Here is a 25,312-nt window from a genome sequence, read left to right as displayed (position 1 = left end):
CCGGTCACGACACGGCCTCTCGCACGTCGGCCGCCTCGCGGATCTCCGCCTCGCGGGCGAGCCATTCGGTGCGACCGGCCTTGGCGCACAGGTCTATCCGGCCGTGCCGGGGTGGCCCCGCCTTGGCGCTGACGCGCACGTCCAGGCAGACCGAGCGCAGGCGGCCGCGGCCCGCGCCGAGACCGCGGTAGCCGGTGACGCGGGTGTCCAGGCGCAGCGACGGATTGGTCCAGGTGCCGCCGGCGACGACCAGGGTGGCGCCGCGGTTGCGGGCGCGGGCGGCGAGCACCCGGCAGCGGGCGGGCGGGACGGCGACGCCGTCGAGCCCGAGGACGACCAGATCGAGGCCGTCGAGCAGGACGGCGGCCACTTCGCCCGGATCGGGGCCCGGGTCGGCGATCACCGCCAGCCGGGACAGCTGCGCACCCATCTCGGCGGCAGCCAGCAAACCCAGCCGGGGCAGCCCGACCACCGCGGCGTGGCCACCGCCGCCGGTCACCGCGGCGAGCAGACCGGACAGCAGCGAGTGCGCGCCGGTATAGGCGACCACGGCCCCCTTGGGCAGTCCGCCGTCGGGCAACAGCTCGGCGAGCGGAGCGGGCACCGGCAACAGATCACGGCGTAGTGGCTGCTCACGAGGGATATGAGCGGTGGCGGACTCGCCGCGGCCCGGCACCGCGGCCATCCGCCTGCGCAGTTCGTCGAGCGTGCGCGCCCGGGCCGCCACCTCGGGCGACAACGCATCCGAACCCATCAACACCACCTACTTCCACGATGGACCCGCGAGCGGAGAGCCGCCCAGCACCGGAACGGCAGCACCGTTTCAGCTATCGATCGTATTCGAATATACGTTCGATCGCGACCAGGGTGACACCCACCCCCGGCCCGTGTCCACAGCGGGGCCCCTTATACCCGCGCGTCGTGATACCGGCCAGTCATCGGCATATTCGACTACCCTCGCACCCGTGACCGAACGTGCTCGTCCCCATATCGGCCCCGACTACCTCGTCGCGGGTCGTTACCGCCTGCAGTCGAAACTGGGCGGCGGTGGCATGGGTGCGGTCTGGCTCGCGACGGACCGGTTGCTGAACCGCGAAGTCGCCATCAAGCAGGTGCTCTCCACGGCCGGATTGAGCGAGGCCGAGGCCGAGCGCATCCGCAGCAGCATCGTGCACGAGGGCCGGGTGGCGGCCAAGCTGTCGCACGAGCACGCGATCGCCGTCTACGACGTGGTGATCGAGGCGGGCGAACCCTGGCTCGTCATGGAGTACTTACCCTCGCGCAGCGTGGCCAAGGCGCTCACGCTGTTCGACACGCTGCCCGCGGTCGAGGTCGCCCAGATCGGCGCGCAGGTGGCCGACGCGCTCGCCGCCGCGCACGCGGCGGGCATCGTGCACCGCGACATCAAGCCGGGCAACATCCTCGTCGCCGATCGCGGTCCCGATCTCGGCAAGGCCAAGCTCAGCGACTTCGGCATCTCCCGCGGCGCGGGCGACACCCACGGCGACGACCCGGAAGGCACCATCACCGGCACCCCCGCCTACCTGCCGCCCGAGGTCGCCCGCGGCGCCAGGCCCACCGAGGCCAGCGACGTGTTCTCGCTCGGCGCGACCCTCTACACCGCGCTGGAGGGGCAGCCGCCGTTCGGTTTCGACGACGACGAGAACGATGTCGTCACCCGGGCCGCGATGGGCCGGATCATCCCGCCCAGCCGCAGCGGCATCCTCACCCAGCCGCTGCTGCACATGCTCGAACCGGCACCACAGCGCCGCCCGACGATGGCCCAGGCGCGCGACGAGATCCTCACCGCCGCCTTCGGTCCCGGTACCGCCGCCTACATCCTCGGCGTGCCGCTGCGCACCGAGGACGGCACCATTCCCTCCTGGGCCGCCCGCAACTCCGCCAGCGGCCTGCGCAGCCCACATTCCGCCCCGCTGCCGCGCCCGCAGCGCGCCCCGCTGGCCGCGCCCGCCGCGCCGCAGCAGCGCACCGGCAGCTTCGTCGACAACCTGCCCAACGGCGCGCCGCTGGCCATCGGCGCCGGCGTGCTCATCGGGCTGGTCATCCTGATCGCGATCATCATCGCGGTGATGTAGCGCCTCAGGCCGTCGTCGCCGGTGGCCGATAGGCGGCGAGGAACGCTTCCACGCCCGCGTCGGCGTAGTGATCGAGTTCGGCGTCGCTGAAGCGGGTTTCGTCACCGCAGAACATGACCTTGTTGACCGGCACCGACACCACCAGCCAGGTGAAGTGGTTGGCGGCCAGTTCGTGTTCGACGGTCCGCAGCAGACCCCGCTCGGTCAGCTGGGCGAAGCACGACGCCAGCATGGCGTGCACGCGTTCGGGTCCGGCTTCGAAGTACGCCCGCCCCAGCTGGGGAAAGCGGCCCGCCTCGGCGATGACCAGCCGCCGCACCCGGAGCTGCGCGGGCCGGGTCAGCAGATGGACGAACCGGTGCGCCACCATGCGCAGCGTGGTCTCCACGTCGTCGGCGGAGGCGAGCTCGCCGATCGCTTCCCGGAAGACCTGGTCGATCCCGCCGAGCCGGTCGAACACGATCTCCTCGAACAGTTTGTCCTTGCTGCCGAAGCGCTTGTAGATCGTCTGTTTCGACGAGCCGGCGACCTTGGCGATCTCGTCGGTCTTGGCCCCGAGGTAGCCGTCGCGCAGGAACACCTCCATGGCCGCCTCCATGATCCGGCGGCGCGCCTGTTCGGCGGCACTGCCCTCCACGAGATCGGGCGCTGTTTCGGTGCGGGGCATCGGGCCTCCCGGATGTCGCTGTCCGTGTCCGCCGACGGCGTCGCCGAGGCCCCCGAGACCTGGCACTTCCCCTACTTCGACGACGAGATGGGCGCCGCGATCGGCGCGGGCATGGCCACCTCGGACGCCATGCTGCTCGGCCGCGTCCAGTACGAGGAGTTCGCCGCGCACTGGCCCACCAGCGACGACGAGTTCGCCGGTTTCATGAACAACCAGAAGAAGTACGTCGTCACCACGACGCTGACGGAAGCGACCTGGAACAACACCGAGATCGTCACCGGCGACATCGAGGCCGAGCTGACCGCGCTCAAGGCCACCGAGGGCGGCGACCTCGCCATCACCGGCAGCCTCACCCTGGTCCAGTCCCTGCTGCGCTCGGGCCTGCTCGATCAGTTGCAGCTGTTCGTCCACCCGGTCGTGCTCGGCAAGGGTGCGCGCTGGTTCGACAAGCTCGACGACCAGGTCGAGCTGAAGCTGGCCTCGGCCGAGGCGTTCGGTTCCGGCGTGCTCAACCAGATCTACGTCCCCGCGAAATAGCCGCCCTCACTCGATCCGGCGGCGATGGGCCCAGCGGGTCAGGGCATTGCGATTGGACTGCTGGGTCTTGCGGAGCACGTTGGACGCGTGGGTTTCCACCGTCTTCACCGAGATGAACAGGGTCTCGGCGATCTCGCGGTAGGTGTAGCCGCGGGCCAGCAGGCGCAGCACCTCGAGCTCGCGCGGGGTGAGCGAGTCCAGCTCGGGGTCGAGCGGGGGCTCGGGCACCGGGGAGCGGCCGGTGAACGAATCGAGGACGAAACCGGCCAGCCGCGGGCTGAACACGGCGTCACCGCCGGCGACGCGGCGGATGCCGTCGGCCAGTTCGGCGCCGGAAATGGTCTTGGTGACATACCCGCGCGCGCCCGCCCTGATCACCGCGATCACGTCCTCGGCGGCGTCGGACACACTCAGCGCCAGGCACACCGGGCCGTCGGCGATCCCGGTGAGCACCGCGACACCGCCGCCGTCGGGCATGTGCACGTCCAGCAGCACCACATCCGGCTTCGCCGCATCGATCCCGGCGACCGCCTCGGCCACCGCGCCCGCCTCGCCGACGACCTCCATATCGGTCTCGCGGCTCAGCTCGGCGCGCACGCCCGACCGGAACACCGCGTGATCGTCGACCAGGAACACCCGAACACTCACTGACAGCTCACTCTCATCCCACCGGCGATCGACTTGTTCTCATCGGTACCACACCACCGTGAATATCGGTTCGGACCGAGGCGGGAGAGCCCGGCGGCAGGGCGCGAAACGCCCGGGGCCGAAAAGGATCCGCCGCCCAGGTCGGCGCGGAGCCTCACACCTCGGACGGGTCCGGCGCGTCGGCGGCCGGGTCCGCGTCCGTGGTGCCGGAGTCCGAGCGCGGCATCACGATGCGCACCTCGGTGCCGCGCCCGATGGTCGAGTCGATGACGGCGGTGCCGCCGCGACGCTCGATCCGGGCGCAGATCGATTTCGCGACACCGCGCCGGTCGGCGGGCACGGCGGCGGTGTCGAACCCGGCGCCGCGGTCGCGGACGAAGATGCTCACCTGGTGCGGTTCGGTCTCGGCGAACAGGTCGATCTCCGGGACACCCGCGTGCTTGGCCGCGTTGACCAGCGCCTCCCGGCTCGCGCCGAGCAGGGCGGTGAAGTGTTCCTTGGGCAGGCCGGCGCCGGTGTCGCCGGGGTCCATCGCGACATCGCCGACGGTCACCGGGGTGACCTTCACGCCGTGCTGGTCCTCCACCTCGCCCGCGATGGTGCGCAGCGCGGCGGCCAGGCTGGACTGGGCGGGGGCGGTGTCGTCGAAGAGCCATTTGCGCAGTTCGCGTTCCTGGCTGCGGGCCAGGCGCAGCACCTCCTGCGGGTCCTCGGCCTGCCGCTGGATCAGCGCGAGGGTCTGCAGGACCGAATCGTGCAGGTGCGAGGCGATCTCCTCGCGTTCCTCGTTGCGGATGCGGGCGCCGCGCTCGGCATTGAGCGCGCGGACCATGCGCAGCCACAGCGGCACCGTCAGCAGCCCCGCGCCGACCAGCGTGACCGCGACCGCGATCAACGCCGAGCCGAGCGAACTCAGATCGATCCTGGCCAGCACCACCACCCCGAGCCCGACCACGATCAGCGTCGCCCCGGCCACGATCCGCGACCAGGTGACCACCGACGGTCGCGCGGGTAGCCCGAACAGCGCGCGCGGACCCGGCGCGGCGACGTCGTACTCGCGCCAGACCAGCGCGGCGCCGACCGCGACCACCACGATCGGGGCGATCACCTTCGCGGCGGTGCCCTGGAACAACCAGCCGACGGTCACCGCGAGGCCGAGGCCGAGCAGGGCGAGGCCGATCGCCTGCCTGCGCTCGTCGCCGGTCGGTTTGGCCGCGTCGTTGCCGCCCGGGGTGAAGATCCACAGCAGGCCGTAGGCCACCAGGCCCGCACCGACCAGCGCGGACAGCAGCACGAACGCCATCCGCACCTTGAACACGTCGACGCCGAGATGATCGGCCAGACCACCGGCGACACCACCGACCACCCGGCCACCCGTCCGGCGGACCAGTCGCGGGGTCTGCGGCAGCGGCGCGCCGACGGGCTCGGGCCCCGGCGTCGGCAGCATGCCCGGCCGGTAACCACGCGGCACCCCGTACCCCGACTGCGTCGGGTACCCGGGGTAGTAACCGGGCGGGGGCCGATACTGCGGCGGCGGAACGTAGGGGTGCGGGGTGCCGTAGACGGCCTGACCGTTGCCGAGCGCCCGCGCGACGAATCGCTGCGGGCCCTTGGGCTGCCGGTGCCCGCCGGGATTCATCGCGGCGCCGGGGCCGCCGGGGTAGTGGGGTGCGCCGTTCGGCGGCGGTGCGGCGTTCCCCGATGCGACGTTGCTCCCCGGTGCGGCGCCGTACCCGTACGGGGCGGCGGGCCCCGGGGCGGCGGCACGGGTGGGAACAGACGGATCCATGCTTCGATACTGGCACGCGCGAGTGGGTGCCGACATCAGGAAAGTCCCTGATCTCCGCCCCGATGCCGGCGATCAGGCGCCGACCTGGGCCGATGCCGTCCGGTCCGGACAGAAAACACGTCTCACCTGGGCATACGCCCAGCCCTGCAGAACGGGTCGCCGACGCGCTCGCCGCCGGACCGGACAACCGGTCACGGCATCCTCACCAGCGATTATCAGCTCATTCGAGGGTTCACCCCGAGACCCGGCTCAGGCCGGATTCCTACCGTGATGGCAGGCCGGAATTCACGGCCTTCATTGCAGGGGAGGAACATTGAGAATCGTCACCACCGTGCTGGGTGCCACGGCCATCGCGTTGAGCACCGTCGGGATCACGCCGACGGCGTCGGCGACACCGATGGCCCCACACGAGACCACCTATCACGGACCCGCGGGCTTCGAGCTGACCCTCGGCCACACCGATCAGTCCTACCGGCAGGTGCCCGCGCTCAACGCCATGCCGACCAACCGCGAGGTGTTCCTCGACAACACCGCGTACGTGACGCCGCCCGCCGGGGCGACCGGCACGCTCGAATCCGGCTATCTCGTCGCCTGCGCGGTCGAGGTGACCCTCTCGGTCGGGCTGGACGGCGGGATCTCGGTCGGCGCGGGGGCGAGCATCGGCTTCGGTTCCTCGGGTCCGGACGTCTCGGCCGACATCGGTCCGTCGATCTCGGCGGGGCTCGATCTGAGCCTGTCGCTGGCGCCGGGCGAGATCGAGAAGATCGATGTGGGGAGCATGCCGCTGGGCCCGGGCACCACCTACCTGGTGAACCGCGACTTCCATCTGATGGTCGGCGACTGCGGCGGTCCGCTCAACATCTACTCCTGGGCCACGGTCACCGCGACCACGCCGCAGGTGAGCGCGACCAACTCGGTCTTCGGCGACACCATGTTCCTCTGACCGGATCGGGACCCGGCGCCGCGCCGGGTCCCGATGCACCAAATATCATTCCCCTCGGTCGTTTTCACCGAACGGGGGGTTCTTTGACCATCGACGAGACGGAGTTCTCATCGCCGCGTGCGGTTTTCGCGCGGCGATTCGCCGAACTCTATGCCGCGGCGGGCAATCCGACCTTGCGCCGCGTCGCCACCGCCACCGAACGGCGCATGCGCAACACCCAGTCGGGCACGCCGTCGGCCCAGCGGATCAGCGACTGGAAGGCCGGGCGCAACGTGCCCGCCCGCTTCGAATCGCTGCTGCCGGTGATCCTGACGCTGGTCGAGCTGACCGAGAAGGCCCAGCGTGACCTCCCCCGCCGCCTCGCCGACCCGCACGAATGGCGCCGCCTCTGGCAGGAATCGGTGACCTGGACGGCCACCGCCACCGACGGCGACACCTGCCCCTACCCCGGCCTGCGCGCCTTCCGCGCCGACGAGCGCGCCCTGTTCTTCGGCCGCGAACAGGCCACCACCGAATTCGTCGACCTGGTCCGCGCCGCCACCGGCATCGTCGTGCTGATCGGCGCCTCCGGCGCGGGCAAGTCCTCGCTGCTCGCCGCGGGCCTGCGCCCCGCCCTCGACCTGCCATCGGCCACCATCACCCCGGGTGCCGCGCCGATGACCGCGCTCGCCGCCGTCGACACCGACGAGCCGCGCGTTCTGGTCGTCGACCAGTTCGAGGAACTGTTCACCCTGTGTCCCGACGAGGCCGAACGCACGTCCTTCCTCACCGCGCTCGCCGACCTGACCACCCGCGCCGCCGCCCCGCTCACGGTCGTGCTCGCCCTGCGGGCCGACTTCTACGAACGCTGCCTGCACCACCCCGTGCTGCGGGACAGCCTGCGGCGCAACAACTATCTGCTCGGCCCGATGTCGATGGACGAGGTGTCGCGGGCCATCACCGGGCCCGCGACCGCTGCCGGGCTCGCCCTCGAGCAGGGCCTGGAAGAGCTGGTTCTCACCGAACTGCGCGGCCTGGGCGCGCACGCCGACACCGACGCCTACGATCCCGGCTCGCTGCCGCTGCTCTCCCACGTGATGGCCGCGACCTGGCAGCAGCGCGAAGGGCGCAAACTCACCGTCGCCGGGTATCGCACAGCGGGCGGGGTGGCCGGCTCGGTGGCCGAGACCGCCGAACTGGCGTGGAGCGAGCTGACCCCGGTCCAGCAGGAGGCCGCCCAGGACCTGCTCGGCGCACTGGTCACCGTCGGGCAGGACGCGCGCGATACCCGCCGCACCGCCGCCCGCGGCGAATTGCTCTCCCGCGGTACCGACCCCGAGGCCACGGCGGAGGCACTGGAAGTCCTGGCCGCCAGCAGGCTCGTCGCCCTCGACGCCGACTCGGTCCAGTTCACCCACGAGATCGTCCTCACCGCCTGGCCCCGCCTGCGCGGCTGGATCGCCACCGACCGCGTCGGCCACCTCGTCCGCCAACGCCTGGAAACCGACGCCGCCGAATGGGAGACCACCGACGATCCCGCCCTGCTCTACCGCGGCACCCGCCTCGACAGCGCCACCGAGCATGCCAACGGCACCACCAGCCCCCGCTCCCGCGCCTTCCTCGACGCCGCACGCCGCTCCGCCCGCCTCGGCAAGCGCTGGCGCATCGGCGCCGCCATGGTCGTCGTCGCCCTCCTCGGCACCGGTGTCGTCGCCTGGGACCGTGGCAAGCTCGCCGACCAGCGCACCGCGGACCGGGACTACGCGGAACTGGTCGCCGCGGCGCAGCGGACCAGAGCGAGTGACCCGTCGCTGTCGGCGCAGTTGTCCCTGGCCGCCTACCGGATGCGGCCCGACCCGTCGACCCGTGCGCAGCTGCTGACCACCCAGGAATTGCCGCTGGCCACCTCCGTGCCAGGCCACGCAACCGATATCAACGCACTCGTGGCGCGCTCGAGCGACGGCATGCTCGCCTCACTCGACTACGACGGGAAGGTGCTGCTCTGGGACACCACCGATTCCGCCCGGCCGCGAAAGATCAGCGCGGAATTCGGTGTTCCGGTCGACCGGCTGATCTTCGTGCCGCGCAGCACCGACGTGGTCACCGACGGCCCGGCCGGTCTGCAGCTGTGGGATCTGACCGGCCCGGAATCCCCACGGCTCCGGCACAGCCTCGGAACCGAGAAGCGGAACTCGATCGCCGCGGCGCCGGACGGCACGCTGCTCGCCGAAGCCGGTGCGAGTTCGTTCACGCTCTGGCGGATCGGCGACCGCGCCGACCCGACGCGCGCCGCCAGGGTCGCCCTGCCCGAGGCGCGCGCACAGGCACACCTCGTCGAGTTCAGCCCGGACGGCACGCTGCTCGCGGTGGGACGGGTCGTCCACGACGCCGGTGTCGCGGACAGCATCCAGCTCTGGGACATCCGCGACCCCCGCACCCCCCGCCCGGTCGGATCACCGATATCGACCGCGCCCGATGCCTACCTGAGCGACTTCGCGTTCAGCCCGAACGGCGTCGACCTGGCGGTCGCCGTCTACGGACCGACGGAGACGAACCCGGCGCGAACAGGTCGGGTCGACCTCTGGCGAACAGCGGGTGCCGAGCCACGCCGACTCGGCGCCATCCACACCGACGACAGCACGCTCGGTTCGATCGACTTCAACGATGCCGGAACCGTTCTCGTCACCAGTTCGGCGAACGCGGGGCGGCTGTGGAACATCACCGACCCGGACCACCCGGTGCAGGCGGCGCCGATGCTGTCGACCAGCCCGGGATCGTGCGACCGGGGCCCGGCATCACTGTGCGCCACCGGGCTGCGGTCGCTGACCTTCCTGTCCGGCAAACCAGTGCTGGCCGGGGCGGGCAGGGACGGCGCCCTGACCGTGTGGACGCTGCCGTCGTCGCTGGTGGACGTCTCGCCCGGCTCGCCACTGTCGCCTGTCTTCGACAAAGCCGGGAACCGGATGGTGATCGCGGACCTGGCCGGTGCCATGGCCGTGTGGGATACCACCGATCCCGCGCACCCGATCCGGCTGTCGACCGTTCCCGGCGGGCCGAATCGCTTCGGCCCGGAGCTCAGCCCCGACGGTCGCACGCTGTCGATCCAGGACCAGCCCTCCGGCCACCGACTCGTCTTCGATCTGGCGGATTCCCAGCGGCCGCGGCCACTGGCCGGCTGGCCCACCGGCCACGTCGTCCAATCAGAGGTTCGAGCGGGGCGCATGGTGACCGCGGATTCGCACGAGGTCCGGATATGGGATGTCAGCGATCGGCTGGCACCGGTCCGGGGCGGGACACCGATTCTCCCGACCGAGGGCGCCGACCAGGTGTTCGTCAACGCGCTGTCGGCTGACGGCACACGCCTCGAGGTGATCGTCTACGACCAGCAAGTCACCGAGATGCCCTATGCGACCCAAATATGGGACATCGTCGACCCGCACCGCCCGATTCTGATGGGAACAACCGAACCCGACGGGCAGACCGCCCTGTTCAAACTGTCCGAGCTGCCCGACGACCAAACCGCCGTCGTCGCCGGTTCCGATTCCTTCGAGGTGTGGCGAACCGAGACCGAACCCGAACGGCTCACCGCACCGATCCGCACCGAGAGCACCCCGATCATCTCGCTGTCGACCGCGTCCGACCACACTTTGGCCATCACGGGCAGCGACCGCACCACCGAGCTGTGGGACATCGGTGATCCCCGGGCCCCGCGTCTCATCAGCGGGCCGATCGGACGGAACGATGTGCGCAATCGCCTCTCCACCCTGCACCCGGACGGCGGCCATCTCGCCGTCGTCACCGACAGCGGCCAGTTCGGGATGTGGGACCTCGTCCCGGAGCGGGTAGCCGACCGGATCTGTGCCGCTACCGGCGACATCCTCACCGAACAGGTCTGGAAACGCCAGCTCCCCAATGTCCCTTACACCCCACCTTGCTCCTGAACCCGGGCAAACCTCAGGGTTCACCCCGATGTGCGAAAGGGCTGGTCGAGCACACCATGGAGGACATGAGCAGAACGAGCTTCGGTGACCAGATCCAGCAGATGTGGCATACGCGGCCCGTCCGGCTGCCGCGGCAGGGGCCGATCGCCGGCGTCGCGGCCGGGTTCGGGCTGCGGTACGGCGTCGATCCGGTGTTGTTGCGGGTGGCGTTCGTGGTGTCGACGATCTTCGGTGGCGCCGGCATCGTGCTGTACCTGCTCGCGTGGCTGGTGCTGAGTTCCGCGGGGAACGAGGCGTCGGCGGCCGAGGCGCTGACCGATCACGCGCGCGGCACGCATTCGCAGACCAAGACGATCGTGTTGATCGTCGCGCTGGCGATCGCGGTGTCGACCATGGGTCCGGTGGGGCTCGGGATGGGCGGCTCCGGGGTGGTCAGCATGGGGCTGATGCTGGCGGGCTGGTGGATGCTCTACATCCGGCATCCCGAGCTGCCCACCGGTTTCGACACCGTTCGGGCCGAATCACTGGGCACGGCGGGCTATCCCGCCGCGGGTTATCCGACCGGCGTGCCGGTCCGCGGCTACCCCTACATCCCGGACGTGCCGCCGACCGGCATGTACACGCCCTACACGAAACTGCCGGACGCCTACGTCCCCGATCCGGCCGCGACCGTGCCGCCCCGCGCGGAAACCCGCGCCGACACGGCCGAGTCCACGCCGCTGCTGCGCGTCGACGCCACCGACACGATCGTCCTGCACAAGGACGTGGCCCCGGCGACCACCACCGAACCGCCGGCAGACGCCACGGCGGCCACCGCACCCGAATCAGGCTCGGCGGCCATCGCGCCCGAGTCGAGCTCGGCGACGATGAAAGCCGAGGCTCCATCGACCTCGACCGATTCGGCCGACATCGTCGACGCGGTCGTGACAGACGAATCCGCCGCCGCCATCGTGGTGGACGACGCCTCGACCATCCCGGCCGACGACGCCACCCCGGCGCCTCCCGCTGACTCGGACACCGCGTCGCCCGACCTCGAGGCCGACGCGGACGCACCGCGCACTGCGGCATCCGACCGCGAGGCCGACGCGGACGCACCGCGCGCCACGGCGACCGATCTGATCCCCGTGGACTCGAGCGATCCCACGATGACGATCGATCTCGACAAGCGCGACGGATCGCCCGAGGTGACGACCCCCGAGCCGATCCAGGACCACGCCCTCGGCGCGACCGCCGTCCTCAGCAAGGACCTGCCCTCCCCCACACCGGGTTTCCCGCGCACCGGCGCGCAGGTACCCAGCGGCATCGATCCGCTCGGCATCGCACCGCTGGCCTGGGAACTGCCCGAGGCGGCGCCGCGCTACGCCGTGCAGGTGCCGCCACCGCCGCCGAAGCGACCGCGGTCGCGGCTCACCCCGATCACCATCGGGCTGGCGATCCTGGCGGCCGCGCTGGCCGGCGCGGCGGCGGCCAGCGGCGTCGAATGGATGACACCGGCGCGGATCGCGGCGTTCGCGCTCGCGGTGGTCGGACTCGGGCTGATCGCGGGCGCGTTCCTGCGGCGCGGCTACGGGCTGCTGGTACTGACCGCGCCGCTGGCCGGGTTCGTGCTGCTGGCCTCGCTGATCGGGCCGATCGACTTCGAGAACAACGGCGCCATCGGCGAACGCGTCTGGGCACCGACCTCGGTGACCGAATTGCAGCCGCGCTACGCCCTCGACATCGGTTCGGGCACGCTGGATCTGCGTGGCCTGAACCTCACCGAGTCCCGCAGCGTCGAGGTCGCGGTGAACATCGGCGACGCGAAAGTGCACCTGCCCGAAGGGATGACAGTGAACACGACATGTGACATCCGGGTGGCCGACGCGACCTGCGTCGAAGGCCTGAGCGGGCCGCAGACCCCGGGCGCCCCGGTCCTCGACCTGCACATCAAGATGCACCTGGGTGACGTGGAGGTGACCCGTGGCTGATCCGACCAGCACCGAAACCCGACGCCGACCGGCGTTCTCCCTGCTCAGCACGGGCCTGATCGCCCTGGCCCTGAGCGTCTGGGCGCTGCTCGGCGCACCGACCCCCGACAACGGCGGCATCCTGCCGATCGGCTGGGGCGTGGTGATCGCGGCGATCGTCATCGGCCTGCTGCTGACGATCTCCCCGCGCCGCAAGCGGCACTGACGAAAGCACACCGACCCGAGACACGACAATGGCCCGTCACCGTGACGGGCCATTGTTGTTGGAGGACAACGGCAATGGACGAATCCCGAGTAGACCGGCAGCCCACTCCGCTGGCGAAGACGCTGCCGCCGACCGCCCACCGGCCGCCCGGCGGCTTCCTGCTCGGCAGACTGCTGCTCACGCAGGTGACGCCGCCACAGCGACCGGCCTAGCTCGTCACTCCCATTCGATGGTGCCCGGCGGCTTGCTCGTCACATCGAGCACCACGCGGTTGACGTCGGCCACCTCGTTGGTGATGCGGGTGGAGATGCGCTCCAGCACGTCGTAGGGCAGGCGGGTCCAGTCCGCGGTCATCGCGTCCTCGCTCGACACCGGGCGCAGCACGATCGGGTGACCGTAGGTGCGGCCGTCGCCCTGCACACCGACCGAGCGCACGTCGGCCAGCAGCACGACCGGGCACTGCCAGATCTGCTTGTCCAGGCCGGCGGCGGTGAGTTCCTCGCGGGCGATGGCGTCGGCCTGGCGGAGCAGGTCGAGCCGGTCGGCGGTCACCTCGCCGACGATGCGGATCGCCAGGCCGGGACCGGGGAACGGCTGGCGGGCGACGATCTCCTCGGGCAGGCCCAGCTCGCGACCGACCGCGCGGACCTCGTCCTTGAACAGCAGGCGTAGCGGCTCGACCAGGTCGAACTCGAGGTCGTCGGGCAGGCCGCCGACATTGTGGTGGCTCTTGATGTTCGCGGTGCCGGTGCCGCCGCCGGACTCGACGACGTCCGGGTAGAGCGTGCCCTGCACCAGGAACTCGACCTTCGGGGCGGCACCGGCGGCGGCGCCCTCCTCGAGCACGATGCCGGCGACCGCGTCCTCGAAGGAGCGGATGAACTCGCGGCCGATGATCTTGCGCTTCTCCTCGGGATCGGAGACGCCCTTCAGCTCACCGAGGAACTTGTCGACCGCGTCGACGGTCACCAGCTTGGCGCCGGTCGCGGCGACGAAGTCCTGCTGCACCTGCTCGCGCTCGCCCGCCCGCAGCAGCCCGTGGTCGACGAACACACAGGTGAGGCGGTCACCGATCGCGCGCTGCACCAGCGCGGCGGCGACGGCGGAGTCGACACCACCGGACAGACCGCAGATGGCGTGGCCGTCACCGATCTGCGCGCGCACGTCCTCGATCAGCGCCTCGGCGATATTGGCCGGGGTCCACTGCGCGGGGATGCCGGCCAGCTCGTGCAGGAAGCGGCTCAGCACCTGCTGACCGTGCGGCGAGTGCAGCACCTCGGGGTGGTACTGGACACCGGCCAGGCGACGGGCGCGATCCTCGAACGCGGCGACGGGCGCGCCCGCGGTGGTGCCGGTGACCTCGAAGCCCTCGGGGGCGTCGGTCACGGCGTCACCGTGGCTCATCCACACCGGCTGGATGGTCGGCAGGCCGCCGTGCAGCACACCGCCGTCGATGTTGAGCTCGGTGCGGCCGTACTCGCGGGTGCCGGTGTGGGCCACCGTGCCGCCGAGCGCCTGCGCCATCGCCTGGAAGCCGTAGCAGATGCCGAACACCGGCACGTCCAGGTCGAACAGCCGCGCGTCGAGCTGCGGGGCGCCCTCGGCGTACACGCTGGACGGGCCACCGGACAGGATGACCGCCAGCGGCCGCTTCTCGGCGATCTCCTCCACCGTCATGGTGTGTGGAATCACCTCGGAGAACACGCGCGACTCGCGCACCCGGCGAGCGATCAGCTGGGCGTACTGTGCGCCGAAGTCGACGACGAGGACCGGTCTCTGAGTTTCTGCCACCGGGACAGTTTAGTGACGGCGCACGACGGCCGAGCAGCGGGCATCGGTGCACGCACACGCGTTGGGAGAACATTGCGCAATACCCGGTCGACCTGGCTATCCTCGTCCTCGTGCCATTCGCCCGCGCGATCGATGCCGACATCTACTACGAGGACAGCGGTGGCACGGGGCCGGTGGTGTTGCTCGCCCACGAATTCTTCATGGACCGCACGATGTTCGCCTCACAGCAGGCCAGCCTGGCACCCGAGTTCCGGATCGTCGCCTGGGACGCCCGCGGGCACGGCCGCACCAAGGATCAGCGGTTGCCGTTCACGTACTGGACCGCCGCGCGCGACGCGCTGACCGTCCTCGACGACATCGGCGCCGAACGCGCCGTGGTCGGCGGCACCGCGCAAGGGGGCTTCACGGCCTTGCGGACCGCGCTGGTCGCCCCGGAGCGGGTCGCCGCGCTCATCCTCATCAGCACCGAGGCGCACGGGCCGACCAGGGAGCAGTCCACCGCGACCCAGCGCTTCCTCGACGAATGGCACGACAAGGGGTCACGCGCGGAAGCCGCCGACCGCCTCGCCGACTGGCTGATCGGCGACGACGCCTGGCACCGCGACGTCTGGACCAAACGCTGGGTCTGCGACGCGCACCACGGCCTCGACGCCGCCGTCGGCTGCCTGCTCGGGCGCGACTCGGTGCTGGACCGGCTGCGCGAGATCACCTGCCCCGCGCTGATCATCCACGCCACCCACAGCGGCATCGCGGGCGAACGCGCCCGCACGCTGGCCGACGGGCTCACCGCCTCCACCTTCCTGGAGATCGATGGCGCCCGCCTGGCCGTCACGATGACCCACCCGGAACCGGTCAACGCGGCGATCGCGCGGTTCCTGCGCGAGCGGGTCGCGCTGACCCACGTGCGTTAGCGGACGCTGAGCCCGACCTTCTGGAATTCCTTGAGGTCGGAGTAGCCGGCCTTGGCCATCGAGCGGCGCAGGCCACCGACCAGGTTCAGCGAGCCGAACGGGTCGTCGGAGGGGCCGTAGAGGACGCGCTCGAGGTTCGGGCGGGTCACCGTGCCGTCGGCGCCGTCCAGCCAGGACTCGTCGACCGGCAGGAACGAACCGCGCGGCACCGAGGGATGCGCGGTCGCCGAGGGCCAGTACCAGCCGCGGCCAGGCGCCTCGGCCGACACCGACAGCGGCACACCGAGCATCACGGCGTCGGCGCCGCAGGCGATGGCCTTGGCGAGCTGGCCGGAGGTGGCGACGTCACCGTCGGCGATGACGTGCACGTAGCGGCCGCCGGTCTCGTCGAGGTAGTCGCGGCGGGCCGCGGCGGCGTCGGCGATCGCGGTCGCCATCGGCACGCCGATGCCGAGCACCTCGCCGGTGGTGGTGGCGCCCGGGTAGGAGCCGTAGCCGACGATGACGCCCGCGGCGCCGGTGCGCATCAGGTGCAGCGCGGTGCGGTGGTCGCTCACGCCACCGGCGACGACCGGAACGTCCAGCTCGGCGATGAAGGTCTTCAGGTTCAGCGGCTCACCGTCGCCGACGTGCTCGGCGGAGATGATGGTGCCCTGCACCACCAGCAGGTCGACCCCGGCCTGCACCAGCGCCGGGGTCAGCGCCCGCGCGTTCTGCGGGCTGACCCGCACCGCGGTGGTCACGCCCGCCGCGCGCACCTGCGCGACCGCGGCCGCGAGCAGGTCGGGCTGCATCGGCGCGGCGTGTAATTCCTGCAGCAGGGAGATCGCGCGTTCGTAACCCCCCTTGTCGACGAGATCGATCAGCTGGTCGATCTTGTCCTGGACGTCGGCGTGCCGGGCCCACAGGCCCTCACCGTTGATCACACCGAGGCCGCCGAGGCGACCCAGCTCGATCGCGAACTCCGGGGAGACCAGCGCGTCGGTGGGGTGCGAGAGCACCGGGATCTCGAACCGGTAGGCGTCGAGCTGCCAGGCCAGCGAGACCTGCTTGGACGACCGGGTCCGCCGCGAGGGGACGATGTCCACGTCGTCGAGCTCATAGGTCCGCCGAGCGACCCTGCCCATTCCGATTTCCACCATGTCGCGCACAGTTGCTCCCTGTGTTCGGGCGCGCGTGTGCGCGCGTTGTCGCGGTCAGGACGACCGCATGGCTGTGCGCCGGGAGCGTACCTCCCGGCGCACAAACGCATCTATTGTACTCAGCCGCGCCCGGTGTAGTTCGGGGCCTCGACGGTCATGGTGATGTCGTGCGGGTGGCTCTCCTTGAGGCCCGCCGCGGTGATCTGCACGAACTGCGCGTTCTGCAGGTGCTCGATGTTCTGCGAGCCCGTGTAGCCCATGGCCGCGCGCAGGCCGCCGACGAGCTGGTGGATCACCTGGTTGACCGGGCCGCGGAACGGCACGCGTCCCTCGATGCCCTCGGGGACCAGCTTGTCCTCGGCGAGCACGTCGTCCTGGAAGTAGCGGTCCTTGGAGTACGACTTGGCCTGGCCGCGGCCCTGCATGGCGCCGAGCGAGCCCATGCCGCGGTAGCTCTTGAACTGCTTGCCGTTGACCAGGATCAGGTCACCGGGGGCCTCGGCGGTGCCGGCGAGCAGCGAGCCGAGCATCACGGTGGAGGCGCCTGCCGCGATGGCCTTGGCGACGTCACCGGAGTACTGCACGCCACCGTCGGCGATCACCGGGACGCCGGCGGCCTTGCACGCGGCAACGGCCTCGAGGATCGCGGTGATCTGCGGCGCGCCGACACCGGCGACCACGCGGGTGGTGCAGATGGAGCCGGGGCCGACACCCACCTTCACCGCGTCCACGCCCGCCTCGACGAGCGCGGCGGCACCGGCCCTGGTCGCGACGTTGCCGCCGACGATCTGGATGCGGTCGCCCACCTCGGCCTTGACCTTGGCGACCATCTGCAGCACCTGCGACTGGTGGCCGTGCGCGGTGTCGACGATCAGCACGTCGACCTGGGCGTCGGCCAGCGTCATCGCGCGCGACCAGGAGTCCTCGCCGACGCCGATCGCGGCGCCGACCAGCAGGCGGCCGTCGCGGTCCTTGGTGGCGTTGGGGTACTGATCGGTCTTGACGAAGTCCTTGACCGTGATCAGACCGCGCAGGCGGCCGTTGCCGTCGACGATCGGCAGCTTCTCGATCTTGTGGCGGCGCAGCAGGCCAAGCGCGGCCTCGGCGGTGACGCCCTCCTGGGCGGTGATCAGCGGCGCCTTGGTCATCACCTCGTCGACGCGACGCTCCTGATCGACCTCGAAGCGCATGTCCCGGTTGGTGATGATGCCCACCAGCGCGCCGGTCTCGTCCACCACGGGCAGGCCCGAGATGCGGAACCGGGCGCACATGGCGTCGACCTCGGCCAGGGTGTCGGTGGGACGACAGGTGACCGGATCGGTCACCATGCCCGCCTCCGAGCGCTTCACCGTCTCCACCTGAGCGGCCTGATCGGCGGCCGACAGGTTGCGGTGCAGCACGCCCATACCGCCGGCCCGCGCCATCGCGATGGCCATGCGGGCCTCGGTGACGGTGTCCATGGCCGAACTCACCAGCGGGGTGCGCAGGGTGATCTCCCTGGTGAGCCTGCTGGAGGTCTCGACGGAACTGGGGATGAGATCCGAGGCGGCAGGCAGCAACAGCACGTCGTCGAACGTGAGGCCGAGCATGGCGATCTTGGTCGGATCGTCGCCACCCGTAGGAGGGCGCACCGCGATTCGTTCGCCCGACACGGGATTACTCATTCGGATCGACCCCTCCTGGTCGTCGGTAGCAACCGACGCCGAAGATGCAGCGCGACGGTGCTGAGCGGAAATGATTGATGGTCGGTGAGAACAAGCTCGCCGACGCCTGCATTCCATGGTATCCGGCGGGCGAACACGCCTGTGAAGTGAGCCCCGCGGCAAACTTGCCCGGTGCATCGCTGGCGCAGACCACCAAGTACTGCGTACCGTGGGGATGTGCGTGACCATCTACCACCTGGCCTGCCGCCGGATCCCTTCGCCGGAGACCCCTCCGACCCGTCTGCCGCGCTCGATGCGATCGAGCCCGGTGAGCCGCTGGATCCTCATGAGCGCCTCGCGGTCGAGGAAGATCTCGCCGACCTCGCCGTCTACGAAGCCCTGCTGGCCCATCGCGGCATCCGCGGGCTCGTCGTCAGCTGCGAGGATTGTCGGCAAGATCACTACCACGACTGGGACATGCTGCGGGCGAACCTGCTCCAGCTACTCGTCGACGGCACCGTCCGTCCGCACGAGCCCGCCTACGACCCGACGCCCGAGGCGTACGTCACCTGGGACTACTGCCGCGGCTACGCGGATGCCTCGATGAACGAGGCGTTCCACGGCGACGGATTCGACGGCTTCGACAACTGAGCCGCCCGCGCGGCGTCGCTCCCCCGCTCCGGTCACGCGTGCGCGGGGGACGATGCCGCACGGCATCCGCGAACACAACGACGAAGGCCCCGAACCTCAGGTTCGGGGCCTTCGTCGTGGAACGAGACGATCAGGATGACGGCACGGCGGGCGGTGCGGGCAGGATCGTCAAGGCGGGTGGCGTCTGCAGGGTCGGCGGCACCGTCGGCGGCGCGGGTGCCGACGTCGGAACCACCGTCGGCACGGTGACCGGCGGCGGCACGGCGATGGTCGTCTGCGGCGTCGTCGGGTCGACCGTCACCGGGGGCGGCGTGGTCGGCACCGTGGTCACCGGCGGCACCGTGGGTTCGGTGGGCTCGGTGGTGACCGGCGGAACGACCGGCTTGGTCTCCGAACCGGGACCCGGCGTCTGCATGATCACCGGCGGCTCGGACGACGGATCGGTGGTCCCACCGGGACCGGTCGGCGCCACCGGAGCGGTGCTGCCCGGGTTGGTCGTCGGCGAGGCGGGCGACGGCGAGGTCGGCTTGGTCTGTCCGGGCGAGGTGGGCGCCACCGGTGCCAGCTGGGCGGCGATCTCCGGTGCGCGCTTGGCCAGCTCGTCACGCAGCAGGTTCCAGCGGGCGACCAGATCCTCCCGCTTGCCCTGGTCGTTGACCTGGCTCGCGGTGGCCGAAGCCTGTTCCAGCCGGGCCCGCGCCTGCTCCGGATTACCGGATTCGAGCAGGTTCTGCGCGGCGACCAGATCGTCGTCGGCACGTGCCACGACGGTCGACTGCGCCTGTTCGCTGAACACGACCTCCTTGACGCGCCACAGCGGATCGCCGGGTGCCGCGCTGTAGGAGAACGCTGTGATACCGCCGAAGACCACGGCCAGTGCCGCGGCCGCGCCGAGAAGGGGGCGTACCAGCCGTAGACGTCCGCGCGAGGAAGCTCCGACTCGAACCTGCCGCGCGCCGATCTCCTGGTTGACCGCCGCGAACACGGTGTCCAGATCAGGACCCGCGGGCATCGGCTCGGCCAGCAGGTCAGCTCGCCAATCCGCGAGCAACGACGCCAGCTGGAACTCCTCGGGGCTGTCGGTACGCACCGGGCCGTCGCTCGCGATCGCGTCGATCAGCGCATCGTCGCTGCGCACCGCCGCAATGTCGACCGGGCCGGAATCACCGGCATCCTCGGCGGCGTAGGGACCGCTGTCGTGCGACCCACGCCAAACCTTCCGGTCGCCTCGACCGCGCTCGCCATCCCTAGCCATACATTTCACCTGCCCTCGCCACTTGTGACTTCAGTTTCGCGAGTGCCCTGTGCTGGGCTACTCGTATCGCCCCCGCCGTGCTGCCCACGGCGACTGCGGTTTCCTCTGCTGACAGACCCATGACCAAGCGCAGGATCAGGATTTCCCGATGTTTCTCGGGGAGCGTGGCCAGCAGAGTGTTCATCTGCCTGCTCGTCTCCGAGTCGAGAGCTCGCTGCTCCGGTCCCTGGTCGGTGGATATGACATCTGGTACTTCGGCCATCGCCTCCGCCTTGTTACGGGCGGCGTTGCGATGGGCGTCGGCGACCTTGTGCGAAGCGATTCCGTAAACGAAGGCCATGAAGGGCCGACCCTGATCCTGATAGCGGGGCAGGGCGGTCATCACAGCCAAACAGACCTCTTGCGCAACATCATCCGCGGAGAGCTGCCCGCGCTCCGCGGCACCGATCCTGGCCCGGCAGTAGCGGACTACCAGCGGTCGGATCAGTTCCAGTACCTGAGCTAAAGCAGTCCTGTCGCCCTGCGCAGCCGCAGCGACGGCGAGGTCCAACTCTTCGCCCATATGCGTCATCGTCAGAGATTTTCCTGGCGTTACGAGTGGCGCGGTCCAATGTGACCGAGCTTCCACCGAAGGGGCGGAACGGAACTAACAATAGCGACCCGTTGATCACCCGCCAGCGGGCCTGGTCCCTTCTATGAGACCTCTCAGGAAGATCACCGGGAGCGGGTCACGAGGACGGCAGGGTGAAATCCCCGCCCCACCCGCGGATCCGGGCCGCATGATCTGCGGCTTCGGCCGCGGCGACCCGAGCTTCGGGCTGGTCGCACACCCCGGCGCGCAGCATCGCGGTGGCCCAGCGCAGTGGCAGCAGACCGTGTTCGGCGCAGTCGGCGTCGACCGCGCGGGCCCGCAGCGCCGAGCCCGCCGGGTCGCCCGCGGCGGCGGTCGCGGCGGCGACGAGCAGTGCCGATTTCACCCGGTGCCGGACCGACGGCAGCGCGGCGGCCAGTGCCACCGCGGTCTCGGCGTCGCGCAGCGCCGGCGCGGCCATGCCACCGGCGAGCGCGGTCTCCGCGCGCACCCAGTGCCAGCGCACCGCGCAGCGGGCGGGCGCGTCGGCCAGCAGCGGTTCCACCCGGCCGAGCAGCCTGCGCGCCAGAGCGAGCCTGCCGATGCCGAGGGCGTCGGCGGCCAGGCCGGTGTAGGCGTCGGCCAGCGCCTCGGCGCGGTCGGCTCCGGCGGCGCCGAGGGCGAGCGTCGCCGCGCGGCCGTCGAAAGCCGCGGCCGCGGCGTGCCCGCCGAGCTGGCGCAGCAGCGAGCCGCGGGTGCTCTCGACGCGCGAGCGCAGCGCCGGATCGATCCGCGCGCGGGACAGCGTCGACAGGTCCGCCCTGGCGGCGGCGTAGCGCCCCTGCGCCCCGAGCGCGACCGCGCGATACCACCTGTCCAGGGGGGTTGCCGGCGTCGGCAACTCCGCAGCGGCAGTGCCGGGGGTGGGACCGAAAGCAGTCGAAACGAGTATTTCGGAACCGATATCCGCGGGTGAAGCCGTTGTCTGCACGCCGAGACTGTAGCCGCCACGGGCGCCGGGCCGTTCTCGTGATATGTCACCACGGCCCCGGCACAGCTACCGATCAGCTTTTCCATCGGCGGTGCATGTTGCCATCAGGTAAATCTCCGCCCGCCGACTCCACTACCGCAAAGTTTCGAATTCACATGCGTTTCGCGCAATTAACCTCGGCGCCCCGATTACGCCATCTGCACCCCGTCCACGGACGACCCCCGTTGTGACCCGCAACACCCGCCCGACCGGCGGCTCTGCCGGCCGAAACCGGCTCTGCCTGGCGCGACCTGGGGAAATGCCGTACGCCGCGAGCACCGCGCTGAGACCCGGCCATAGCCAACCGAACAGTATGGACGGACCGGGCATGAAATGTAAACAGTGCGCAGGTTAAATTTCAGCGTTGCGGATTTGCGGTACCAATGCGTCGAACTATTGACGGAAATTCCCGCGTGCACCTAACGTAGCTCATCGCCGGGGTCGGCGCCGCGCGAAATTGCAGCGACCACCTACGGCACCGTCAGGCACCGTCGAGCCGGCCACCTCCGCGCGAGGTGCCGCGTTGACCTGCCGCACCACGTCGCTCGACAACGCTGACGAGCTCGCACCACAAGGAGTTCACCATGCCCATGCCCACTCACCTTCCCGGCCCGAACGCCGATGTCTGGGATTGGCAGATGCGCGGCTCGTGCCGCGGCCAGGACTCCGCAGTCTTCTTCCACCCCGACGGCGAACGTGGCCGCGCCCGCACCGCGCGCGAGATGCGCGCCAAGGAGATCTGCCGGGCCTGCCCCGTGCTGATGCAGTGCCGCACCCACGCGCTCAAGGTGAGCGAGCCGTACGGCATCTGGGGCGGGATGTCGGAGACCGAACGCGAGATGCACGCGCGCCGCAACCGGCGCCGTATGGCCGTCTAGATACTTCGGCAAATCAACTCCCATCCGCCCGGCGTGGCGTGCCGAATCTCTAGCAAACAGCTGGCACCCGAACAAGGCACCCCCGGGCGGAGGGAGGTCATAGCCGCGGGCTACATTCGTGACCGATGACACAGAATGGGTTCCGAAGCGAAGCCTTCCCACCGAGCGTGGATTCTGCGGTTACCGCACGCGCGGCCGAAGGAGTCGAGCTAGCTGCACTGTTGGAACGATGCGGCCTGTCCGACCAGCAAGCCTTTGCCGAACTGTACGACCGGACGTCTGCGCGCGTCTTCGGCCTGATCCTGCGGGTCCTGCACGACCCGGGGTACGCGGAGGAGACCACGCAAGAGGTCTATCTGCAGATCTGGCGCACCGCAACGAGTTTCGACCCCACCAAGGGGTCGGCGGTGACCTGGCTGATGACGTTGGCGCACCGGCGAGCGGTCGACCGGGTTCGTGCCGAGCAAGCCCACACCCAGCGCGAAGTCGCCTACGGGATCCGGGTGCTCGGCAACGAATTCGACGAGGTCACGGAGGAGGTGGAACGCAGACTCGAACAACAGGCCGTCCAGCGCGGGCTCTCGACATTGACCGAGACGCAGCGCGAGGCGATCTCGCTCGCCTACTACGGCGGGCGCACCTATGCGGAGGTAGCTCAGCACCTCGGCATCGGACTACCGACCGTCAAGTCCCGTATTCGGGACGGACTGACACGACTGAAGAAAAGTTTGGGGGTGACGTGAGATGAACGAAGCCCAGATCGATCTCGCGCACACCGTCGCGCTCGGATTGATCGACGACGAAGACCATCACGCGATCCAGACCATCATCGATACCGAAGACTCCGTCCTCTGTACCGAGTTCCTCCACGAGATCCGCGGCACCCGCACGGTTCTCGCCGAACTCGGTGCGAGTACACCGACCCCACCTCCCCCCTCCCTGCGTGCGCGCCTGCTGGCCGCGATCGACGCCGAAGAGCCCCCGGTAGCCAGCTAGCGCGCGAAACGAAAGGCCCCCGAACCGCACCGCGGTCCAGGGGCCTTCGTCATTGTGTCGCTCAGTGCGCGTGACCGTGATGCCCGTGGTCGTCGGCCTCCTCGACCGGCTTGTCCACGATGGCGCTCTCGGTGGTCAGGATCATCCGCGCGACCGAGGCGGCGTTCACCACGGCGGAGCGGGTCACCTTGACCGGATCGACGACACCGTCGGTGAGCAGATCACCGTAGGCGAGGGTGGCGGCGTTGAAGCCCTCCTTGCCGTCGGCGACCTTGCTGACGACGACGGCGCCGTCGACGCCGGCGTTGGTGGCGATCCAGAACAGCGGCGCCTCGAGGCCCTTGCGGACGACCTCGACGCCGACGGCCTGATCACCGGTCAGCGAGTCGCGCAGCTCGACCAGCGCGGTCGCGGCCTGCACCAGCGCGGTGCCGCCGCCGGGGACGATGCCCTCCTCGACCGCGGCCTTGGCCGCCGCGACCGCGTCGTCGACGCGGTACTTGCGCTCCTTGAGCGCGGTCTCGGTGGCCGCGCCGACGCGGATCACCGCGACGCCGCCGGCCAGCTTCGCCAGCCGCTCCTCGAGCTTCTCCCGATCCCAGTCGGAATCGGTGGCCTCGATCTCGCGGCGCAGCTGCGCGCTGCGGGCGGCGACGTCGGCCTCGGTGCCGGCGCCGTCGATCAGGACGGTCTCGTCCTTGGTGACGACGATGCGACGCGCCTGACCCAGCTGCTCGATGGTGGCCTCGCGCAGGGTGACGCCGAGATCGGGGTTGATCACGGTGCCACCGGTGACGACGGCCAGGTCGTCGAGGAACGCCTTGCGGCGGTCACCGAAGAACGGCGCCTTGACCGCGACGGCCTTGAGGGTCTTGCGGATCGAGTTGACCACCAGGGTGGACAGGGCCTCGCCCTCGATGTCCTCGGCGATGATCAGCACGGACTTGCCGGACTCGGCGATCTTCTCGAGCACCGGCAGCAGGTCGGGCAGCGAGCTGATCTTGTCGCGGTGCAGCAGGACGTAGGTGTCCTCCAGCACGGCCTGCTGGGTCTCGGGGTCGGTCACGAAGTAGGGCGAGAGGTAGCCCTTGTCGAACTGCACACCCTCGGTGATGACGAGTTCGGTCTGCGTGGTCGAGGACTCCTCGACGGTGACGACGCCGTCCTTGCCGACGGTGGTCAGCGCCTTGCCGACCATCTCGCCGATCTCCTCGTCGCGCGAGGAGACGGTGGCGACCTGGGCGATGGCCTGCTCACCGGAGACCGGGGTCGACGCGGCGAGCAGCACCTCCGACACCTTGTCGGCGGCCAGCGCGATGCCCTGGCCGAGGGAGATCGGGTTGGCGCCGGCGGCGACGTTCTTCAGGCCGGCGCGCACGAAGGCCTGGGCCAGCACGGTCGCGGTGGTGGTGCCGTCGCCGGCGACGTCGTTGGTCTTGGTGGCGACGCTCTTGACGAGCTGGGCGCCGAGGTTCTCGAAGGGGTCCTCGAGATCGATGTCACGCGCGATGGTGACACCGTCGTTGGTCACGGTCGGGCCACCGAAGGCCTTCGCCAGCACGACGTGGCGGCCACGGGGACCGAGGGTCACCTTGACGGCGTCGGCGAGCTTGTCGACACCGCGTTCCAGAGCCCGGCGAGCCTTCTCGTCGAACTCGATCTGCTTTGCCAT

The 25,312-nt window shown here is 70.4% G+C and carries 23 protein-coding genes; 12 read left to right on the top strand and 11 right to left on the bottom strand.

What is annotated here, in order from left to right; all coding sequences use genetic code 11:
* Positions 1-4: 4 nt before the first annotated feature.
* On the bottom strand, positions 5-754 hold the full coding sequence (locus AB0L91_RS16895) for a hypothetical protein (RefSeq protein WP_357346572.1): 750 nt from the start codon (positions 752-754) through the stop codon (positions 5-7).
* Between the two features lie 211 nt (positions 755-965).
* Between AB0L91_RS16895 and AB0L91_RS16890 the strand changes: the two genes are divergently transcribed.
* A complete protein-coding gene (locus AB0L91_RS16890; RefSeq protein ID WP_355271512.1) occupies positions 966-2,096 on the top strand; it encodes a serine/threonine-protein kinase in 1,131 nt (376 codons plus the stop codon).
* 4 nt (positions 2,097-2,100) lie between these two features.
* On the opposite strand, the gene AB0L91_RS16885 is transcribed toward AB0L91_RS16890, so the two are convergent.
* Positions 2,101-2,763 carry a TetR/AcrR family transcriptional regulator gene (locus tag AB0L91_RS16885; RefSeq protein WP_365010843.1) on the bottom strand — a complete coding sequence of 221 codons (663 nt, stop codon included), beginning with the start codon at positions 2,761-2,763 and terminating at the stop codon, positions 2,101-2,103.
* Positions 2,764-2,775: 12 nt separating this feature from the next.
* Between AB0L91_RS16885 and AB0L91_RS16880 the strand changes: the two genes are divergently transcribed.
* Complete coding sequence (locus tag AB0L91_RS16880; protein WP_365010840.1) at positions 2,776-3,300, top strand: dihydrofolate reductase family protein; 525 nt, start codon at positions 2,776-2,778, stop codon at positions 3,298-3,300.
* A gap of 6 nt (positions 3,301-3,306) precedes the next feature.
* On the opposite strand, the gene AB0L91_RS16875 is transcribed toward AB0L91_RS16880, so the two are convergent.
* Positions 3,307-3,954 (bottom strand): response regulator transcription factor, encoded by a 648-nt coding sequence (locus tag AB0L91_RS16875; RefSeq protein ID WP_218717351.1) that lies wholly within the window; start codon positions 3,952-3,954, stop codon positions 3,307-3,309.
* 148 nt (positions 3,955-4,102) lie between these two features.
* The gene (locus AB0L91_RS16870; protein ID WP_355271738.1) at positions 4,103-5,395 is read right to left on the bottom strand and encodes a PspC domain-containing protein; all 1,293 of its coding nucleotides are present in this window, start codon (positions 5,393-5,395) and stop codon (positions 4,103-4,105) included.
* A gap of 655 nt (positions 5,396-6,050) precedes the next feature.
* On the opposite strand from AB0L91_RS16870, the gene AB0L91_RS16865 reads away from it, so the two are divergent.
* From AB0L91_RS16865 to AB0L91_RS16845, 5 genes are all read left to right on the top strand, one after another.
* On the top strand, positions 6,051-6,680 hold the full coding sequence (locus AB0L91_RS16865; protein ID WP_365010837.1) for an MspA family porin: 630 nt from the start codon (positions 6,051-6,053) through the stop codon (positions 6,678-6,680).
* Between the two features lie 83 nt (positions 6,681-6,763).
* A complete protein-coding gene (locus AB0L91_RS16860; protein ID WP_365010834.1) occupies positions 6,764-10,600 on the top strand; it encodes an NACHT and WD repeat domain-containing protein in 3,837 nt (1,278 codons plus the stop codon).
* 65 nt (positions 10,601-10,665) lie between these two features.
* On the top strand, positions 10,666-12,567 hold the full coding sequence (locus tag AB0L91_RS16855; RefSeq protein ID WP_365010831.1) for a PspC domain-containing protein: 1,902 nt from the start codon (positions 10,666-10,668) through the stop codon (positions 12,565-12,567).
* Positions 12,560-12,772: a hypothetical protein gene (locus tag AB0L91_RS16850; RefSeq protein ID WP_357346566.1), complete on the top strand. Its 213-nt coding sequence runs from the start codon at positions 12,560-12,562 to the stop codon at positions 12,770-12,772. Before AB0L91_RS16855 ends, AB0L91_RS16850 begins: the two co-directional genes overlap by 8 nt.
* A gap of 74 nt (positions 12,773-12,846) precedes the next feature.
* Positions 12,847-12,984 carry a hypothetical protein gene (locus AB0L91_RS16845; protein WP_357346565.1) on the top strand — a complete coding sequence of 46 codons (138 nt, stop codon included), beginning with the start codon at positions 12,847-12,849 and terminating at the stop codon, positions 12,982-12,984.
* A 4-nt stretch (positions 12,985-12,988) separates the two neighbouring features.
* Here the strand turns inward: AB0L91_RS16845 and guaA are convergent, their stop codons facing one another.
* Positions 12,989-14,563 (bottom strand): glutamine-hydrolyzing GMP synthase, encoded by a 1,575-nt coding sequence (guaA, locus tag AB0L91_RS16840; protein ID WP_357346564.1) that lies wholly within the window; start codon positions 14,561-14,563, stop codon positions 12,989-12,991.
* A gap of 110 nt (positions 14,564-14,673) precedes the next feature.
* On the opposite strand from guaA, the gene AB0L91_RS16835 reads away from it, so the two are divergent.
* Positions 14,674-15,474: an alpha/beta hydrolase gene (locus AB0L91_RS16835; RefSeq protein WP_365010827.1), complete on the top strand. Its 801-nt coding sequence runs from the start codon at positions 14,674-14,676 to the stop codon at positions 15,472-15,474.
* Here AB0L91_RS16835 and AB0L91_RS16830 read toward each other — a convergent pair.
* Together AB0L91_RS16830 and guaB are read right to left on the bottom strand one after the other, a co-directional pair.
* Positions 15,471-16,625 (bottom strand): GuaB3 family IMP dehydrogenase-related protein, encoded by a 1,155-nt coding sequence (locus tag AB0L91_RS16830; RefSeq protein ID WP_355271494.1) that lies wholly within the window; start codon positions 16,623-16,625, stop codon positions 15,471-15,473. The two genes, AB0L91_RS16835 and AB0L91_RS16830, sit on opposite strands and share 4 nt — an antisense overlap.
* A 110-nt stretch (positions 16,626-16,735) precedes the next feature.
* On the bottom strand, positions 16,736-18,280 hold the full coding sequence (guaB, locus tag AB0L91_RS16825) for an IMP dehydrogenase (protein WP_355271492.1): 1,545 nt from the start codon (positions 18,278-18,280) through the stop codon (positions 16,736-16,738).
* 216 nt (positions 18,281-18,496) lie between these two features.
* On the opposite strand from guaB, the gene AB0L91_RS16820 reads away from it, so the two are divergent.
* Positions 18,497-18,910 (top strand): DUF5319 domain-containing protein, encoded by a 414-nt coding sequence (locus AB0L91_RS16820; RefSeq protein ID WP_022567296.1) that lies wholly within the window; start codon positions 18,497-18,499, stop codon positions 18,908-18,910.
* 130 nt (positions 18,911-19,040) lie between these two features.
* Here AB0L91_RS16820 and AB0L91_RS16815 read toward each other — a convergent pair whose 3' ends face one another.
* The 3 genes from AB0L91_RS16815 to AB0L91_RS16805 form a co-directional block, all read right to left on the bottom strand.
* Positions 19,041-20,048: an anti-sigma-D factor RsdA gene (locus AB0L91_RS16815; RefSeq protein ID WP_365010824.1), complete on the bottom strand. Its 1,008-nt coding sequence runs from the start codon at positions 20,046-20,048 to the stop codon at positions 19,041-19,043.
* Positions 20,049-20,157: 109 nt separating this feature from the next.
* Positions 20,158-20,736: a sigma-70 family RNA polymerase sigma factor gene (locus AB0L91_RS16810; RefSeq protein WP_110037079.1), complete on the bottom strand. Its 579-nt coding sequence runs from the start codon at positions 20,734-20,736 to the stop codon at positions 20,158-20,160.
* Between the two features lie 157 nt (positions 20,737-20,893).
* On the bottom strand, positions 20,894-21,637 hold the full coding sequence (locus tag AB0L91_RS16805; protein ID WP_365010821.1) for a hypothetical protein: 744 nt from the start codon (positions 21,635-21,637) through the stop codon (positions 20,894-20,896).
* Between the two features lie 713 nt (positions 21,638-22,350).
* Between AB0L91_RS16805 and AB0L91_RS16800 the strand changes: the two genes are divergently transcribed.
* The 3 genes from AB0L91_RS16800 to AB0L91_RS16790 all read left to right on the top strand — a co-directional run bounded on the left by AB0L91_RS16800 (position 22,351) and on the right by AB0L91_RS16790 (position 23,640).
* Positions 22,351-22,644: a WhiB family transcriptional regulator gene (locus AB0L91_RS16800; RefSeq protein WP_022567299.1), complete on the top strand. Its 294-nt coding sequence runs from the start codon at positions 22,351-22,353 to the stop codon at positions 22,642-22,644.
* A 125-nt stretch (positions 22,645-22,769) separates the two neighbouring features.
* Complete coding sequence (locus AB0L91_RS16795) at positions 22,770-23,387, top strand: sigma-70 family RNA polymerase sigma factor (protein WP_355271485.1); 618 nt, start codon at positions 22,770-22,772, stop codon at positions 23,385-23,387.
* A 1-nt stretch (position 23,388) separates the two neighbouring features.
* The gene (locus AB0L91_RS16790; protein WP_355271484.1) at positions 23,389-23,640 is read left to right on the top strand and encodes a hypothetical protein; all 252 of its coding nucleotides are present in this window, start codon (positions 23,389-23,391) and stop codon (positions 23,638-23,640) included.
* A 61-nt stretch (positions 23,641-23,701) separates the two neighbouring features.
* On the opposite strand, the gene groL is transcribed toward AB0L91_RS16790, so the two are convergent.
* On the bottom strand, positions 23,702-25,312 hold the full coding sequence (groL, locus tag AB0L91_RS16785) for a chaperonin GroEL (RefSeq protein ID WP_357346559.1): 1,611 nt from the start codon (positions 25,310-25,312) through the stop codon (positions 23,702-23,704).

Source organism: Nocardia sp. NPDC051833, from assembly GCF_040681225.1.
In the GTDB taxonomy this organism is placed as follows: Bacteria; Actinomycetota; Actinomycetes; order Mycobacteriales; family Mycobacteriaceae; genus Nocardia.
Note: the sequence above shows the minus strand (reverse complement) of the source record. Positions and strands in the feature narration are given on the sequence as shown.

What these genes read in the sequence shown, in the direction of transcription:
- AB0L91_RS16800 (WP_022567299.1), top strand. Translation starts at nt 22,351, where the DNA reads ATGCCCATGCCCACTCACCTTCCCGGCCCGAACGCCGATGTCTGGGAT.
- AB0L91_RS16870 (WP_355271738.1), bottom strand. Translation starts at nt 5,395, where the DNA reads ATGCTGCCGACGCCGGGGCCCGAGCCCGTCGGCGCGCCGCTGCCGCAG.
- AB0L91_RS16885 (WP_365010843.1), bottom strand. Translation starts at nt 2,763, where the DNA reads ATGCCCCGCACCGAAACAGCGCCCGATCTCGTGGAGGGCAGTGCCGCC.
- guaB (WP_355271492.1), bottom strand. Translation starts at nt 18,280, where the DNA reads ATGAGTAATCCCGTGTCGGGCGAACGAATCGCGGTGCGCCCTCCTACG.
- AB0L91_RS16810 (WP_110037079.1), bottom strand. Translation starts at nt 20,736, where the DNA reads ATGACGCATATGGGCGAAGAGTTGGACCTCGCCGTCGCTGCGGCTGCG.
- AB0L91_RS16895 (WP_357346572.1), bottom strand. Translation starts at nt 754, where the DNA reads ATGGGTTCGGATGCGTTGTCGCCCGAGGTGGCGGCCCGGGCGCGCACG.
- AB0L91_RS16855 (WP_365010831.1), top strand. Translation starts at nt 10,666, where the DNA reads ATGAGCAGAACGAGCTTCGGTGACCAGATCCAGCAGATGTGGCATACG.
- AB0L91_RS16790 (WP_355271484.1), top strand. Translation starts at nt 23,389, where the DNA reads ATGAACGAAGCCCAGATCGATCTCGCGCACACCGTCGCGCTCGGATTG.
- AB0L91_RS16880 (WP_365010840.1), top strand. Translation starts at nt 2,776, where the DNA reads ATGTCGCTGTCCGTGTCCGCCGACGGCGTCGCCGAGGCCCCCGAGACC.
- AB0L91_RS16845 (WP_357346565.1), top strand. Translation starts at nt 12,847, where the DNA reads ATGGACGAATCCCGAGTAGACCGGCAGCCCACTCCGCTGGCGAAGACG.
- groL (WP_357346559.1), bottom strand. Translation starts at nt 25,312, where the DNA reads ATGGCAAAGCAGATCGAGTTCGACGAGAAGGCTCGCCGGGCTCTGGAA.
- AB0L91_RS16795 (WP_355271485.1), top strand. Translation starts at nt 22,770, where the DNA reads ATGACACAGAATGGGTTCCGAAGCGAAGCCTTCCCACCGAGCGTGGAT.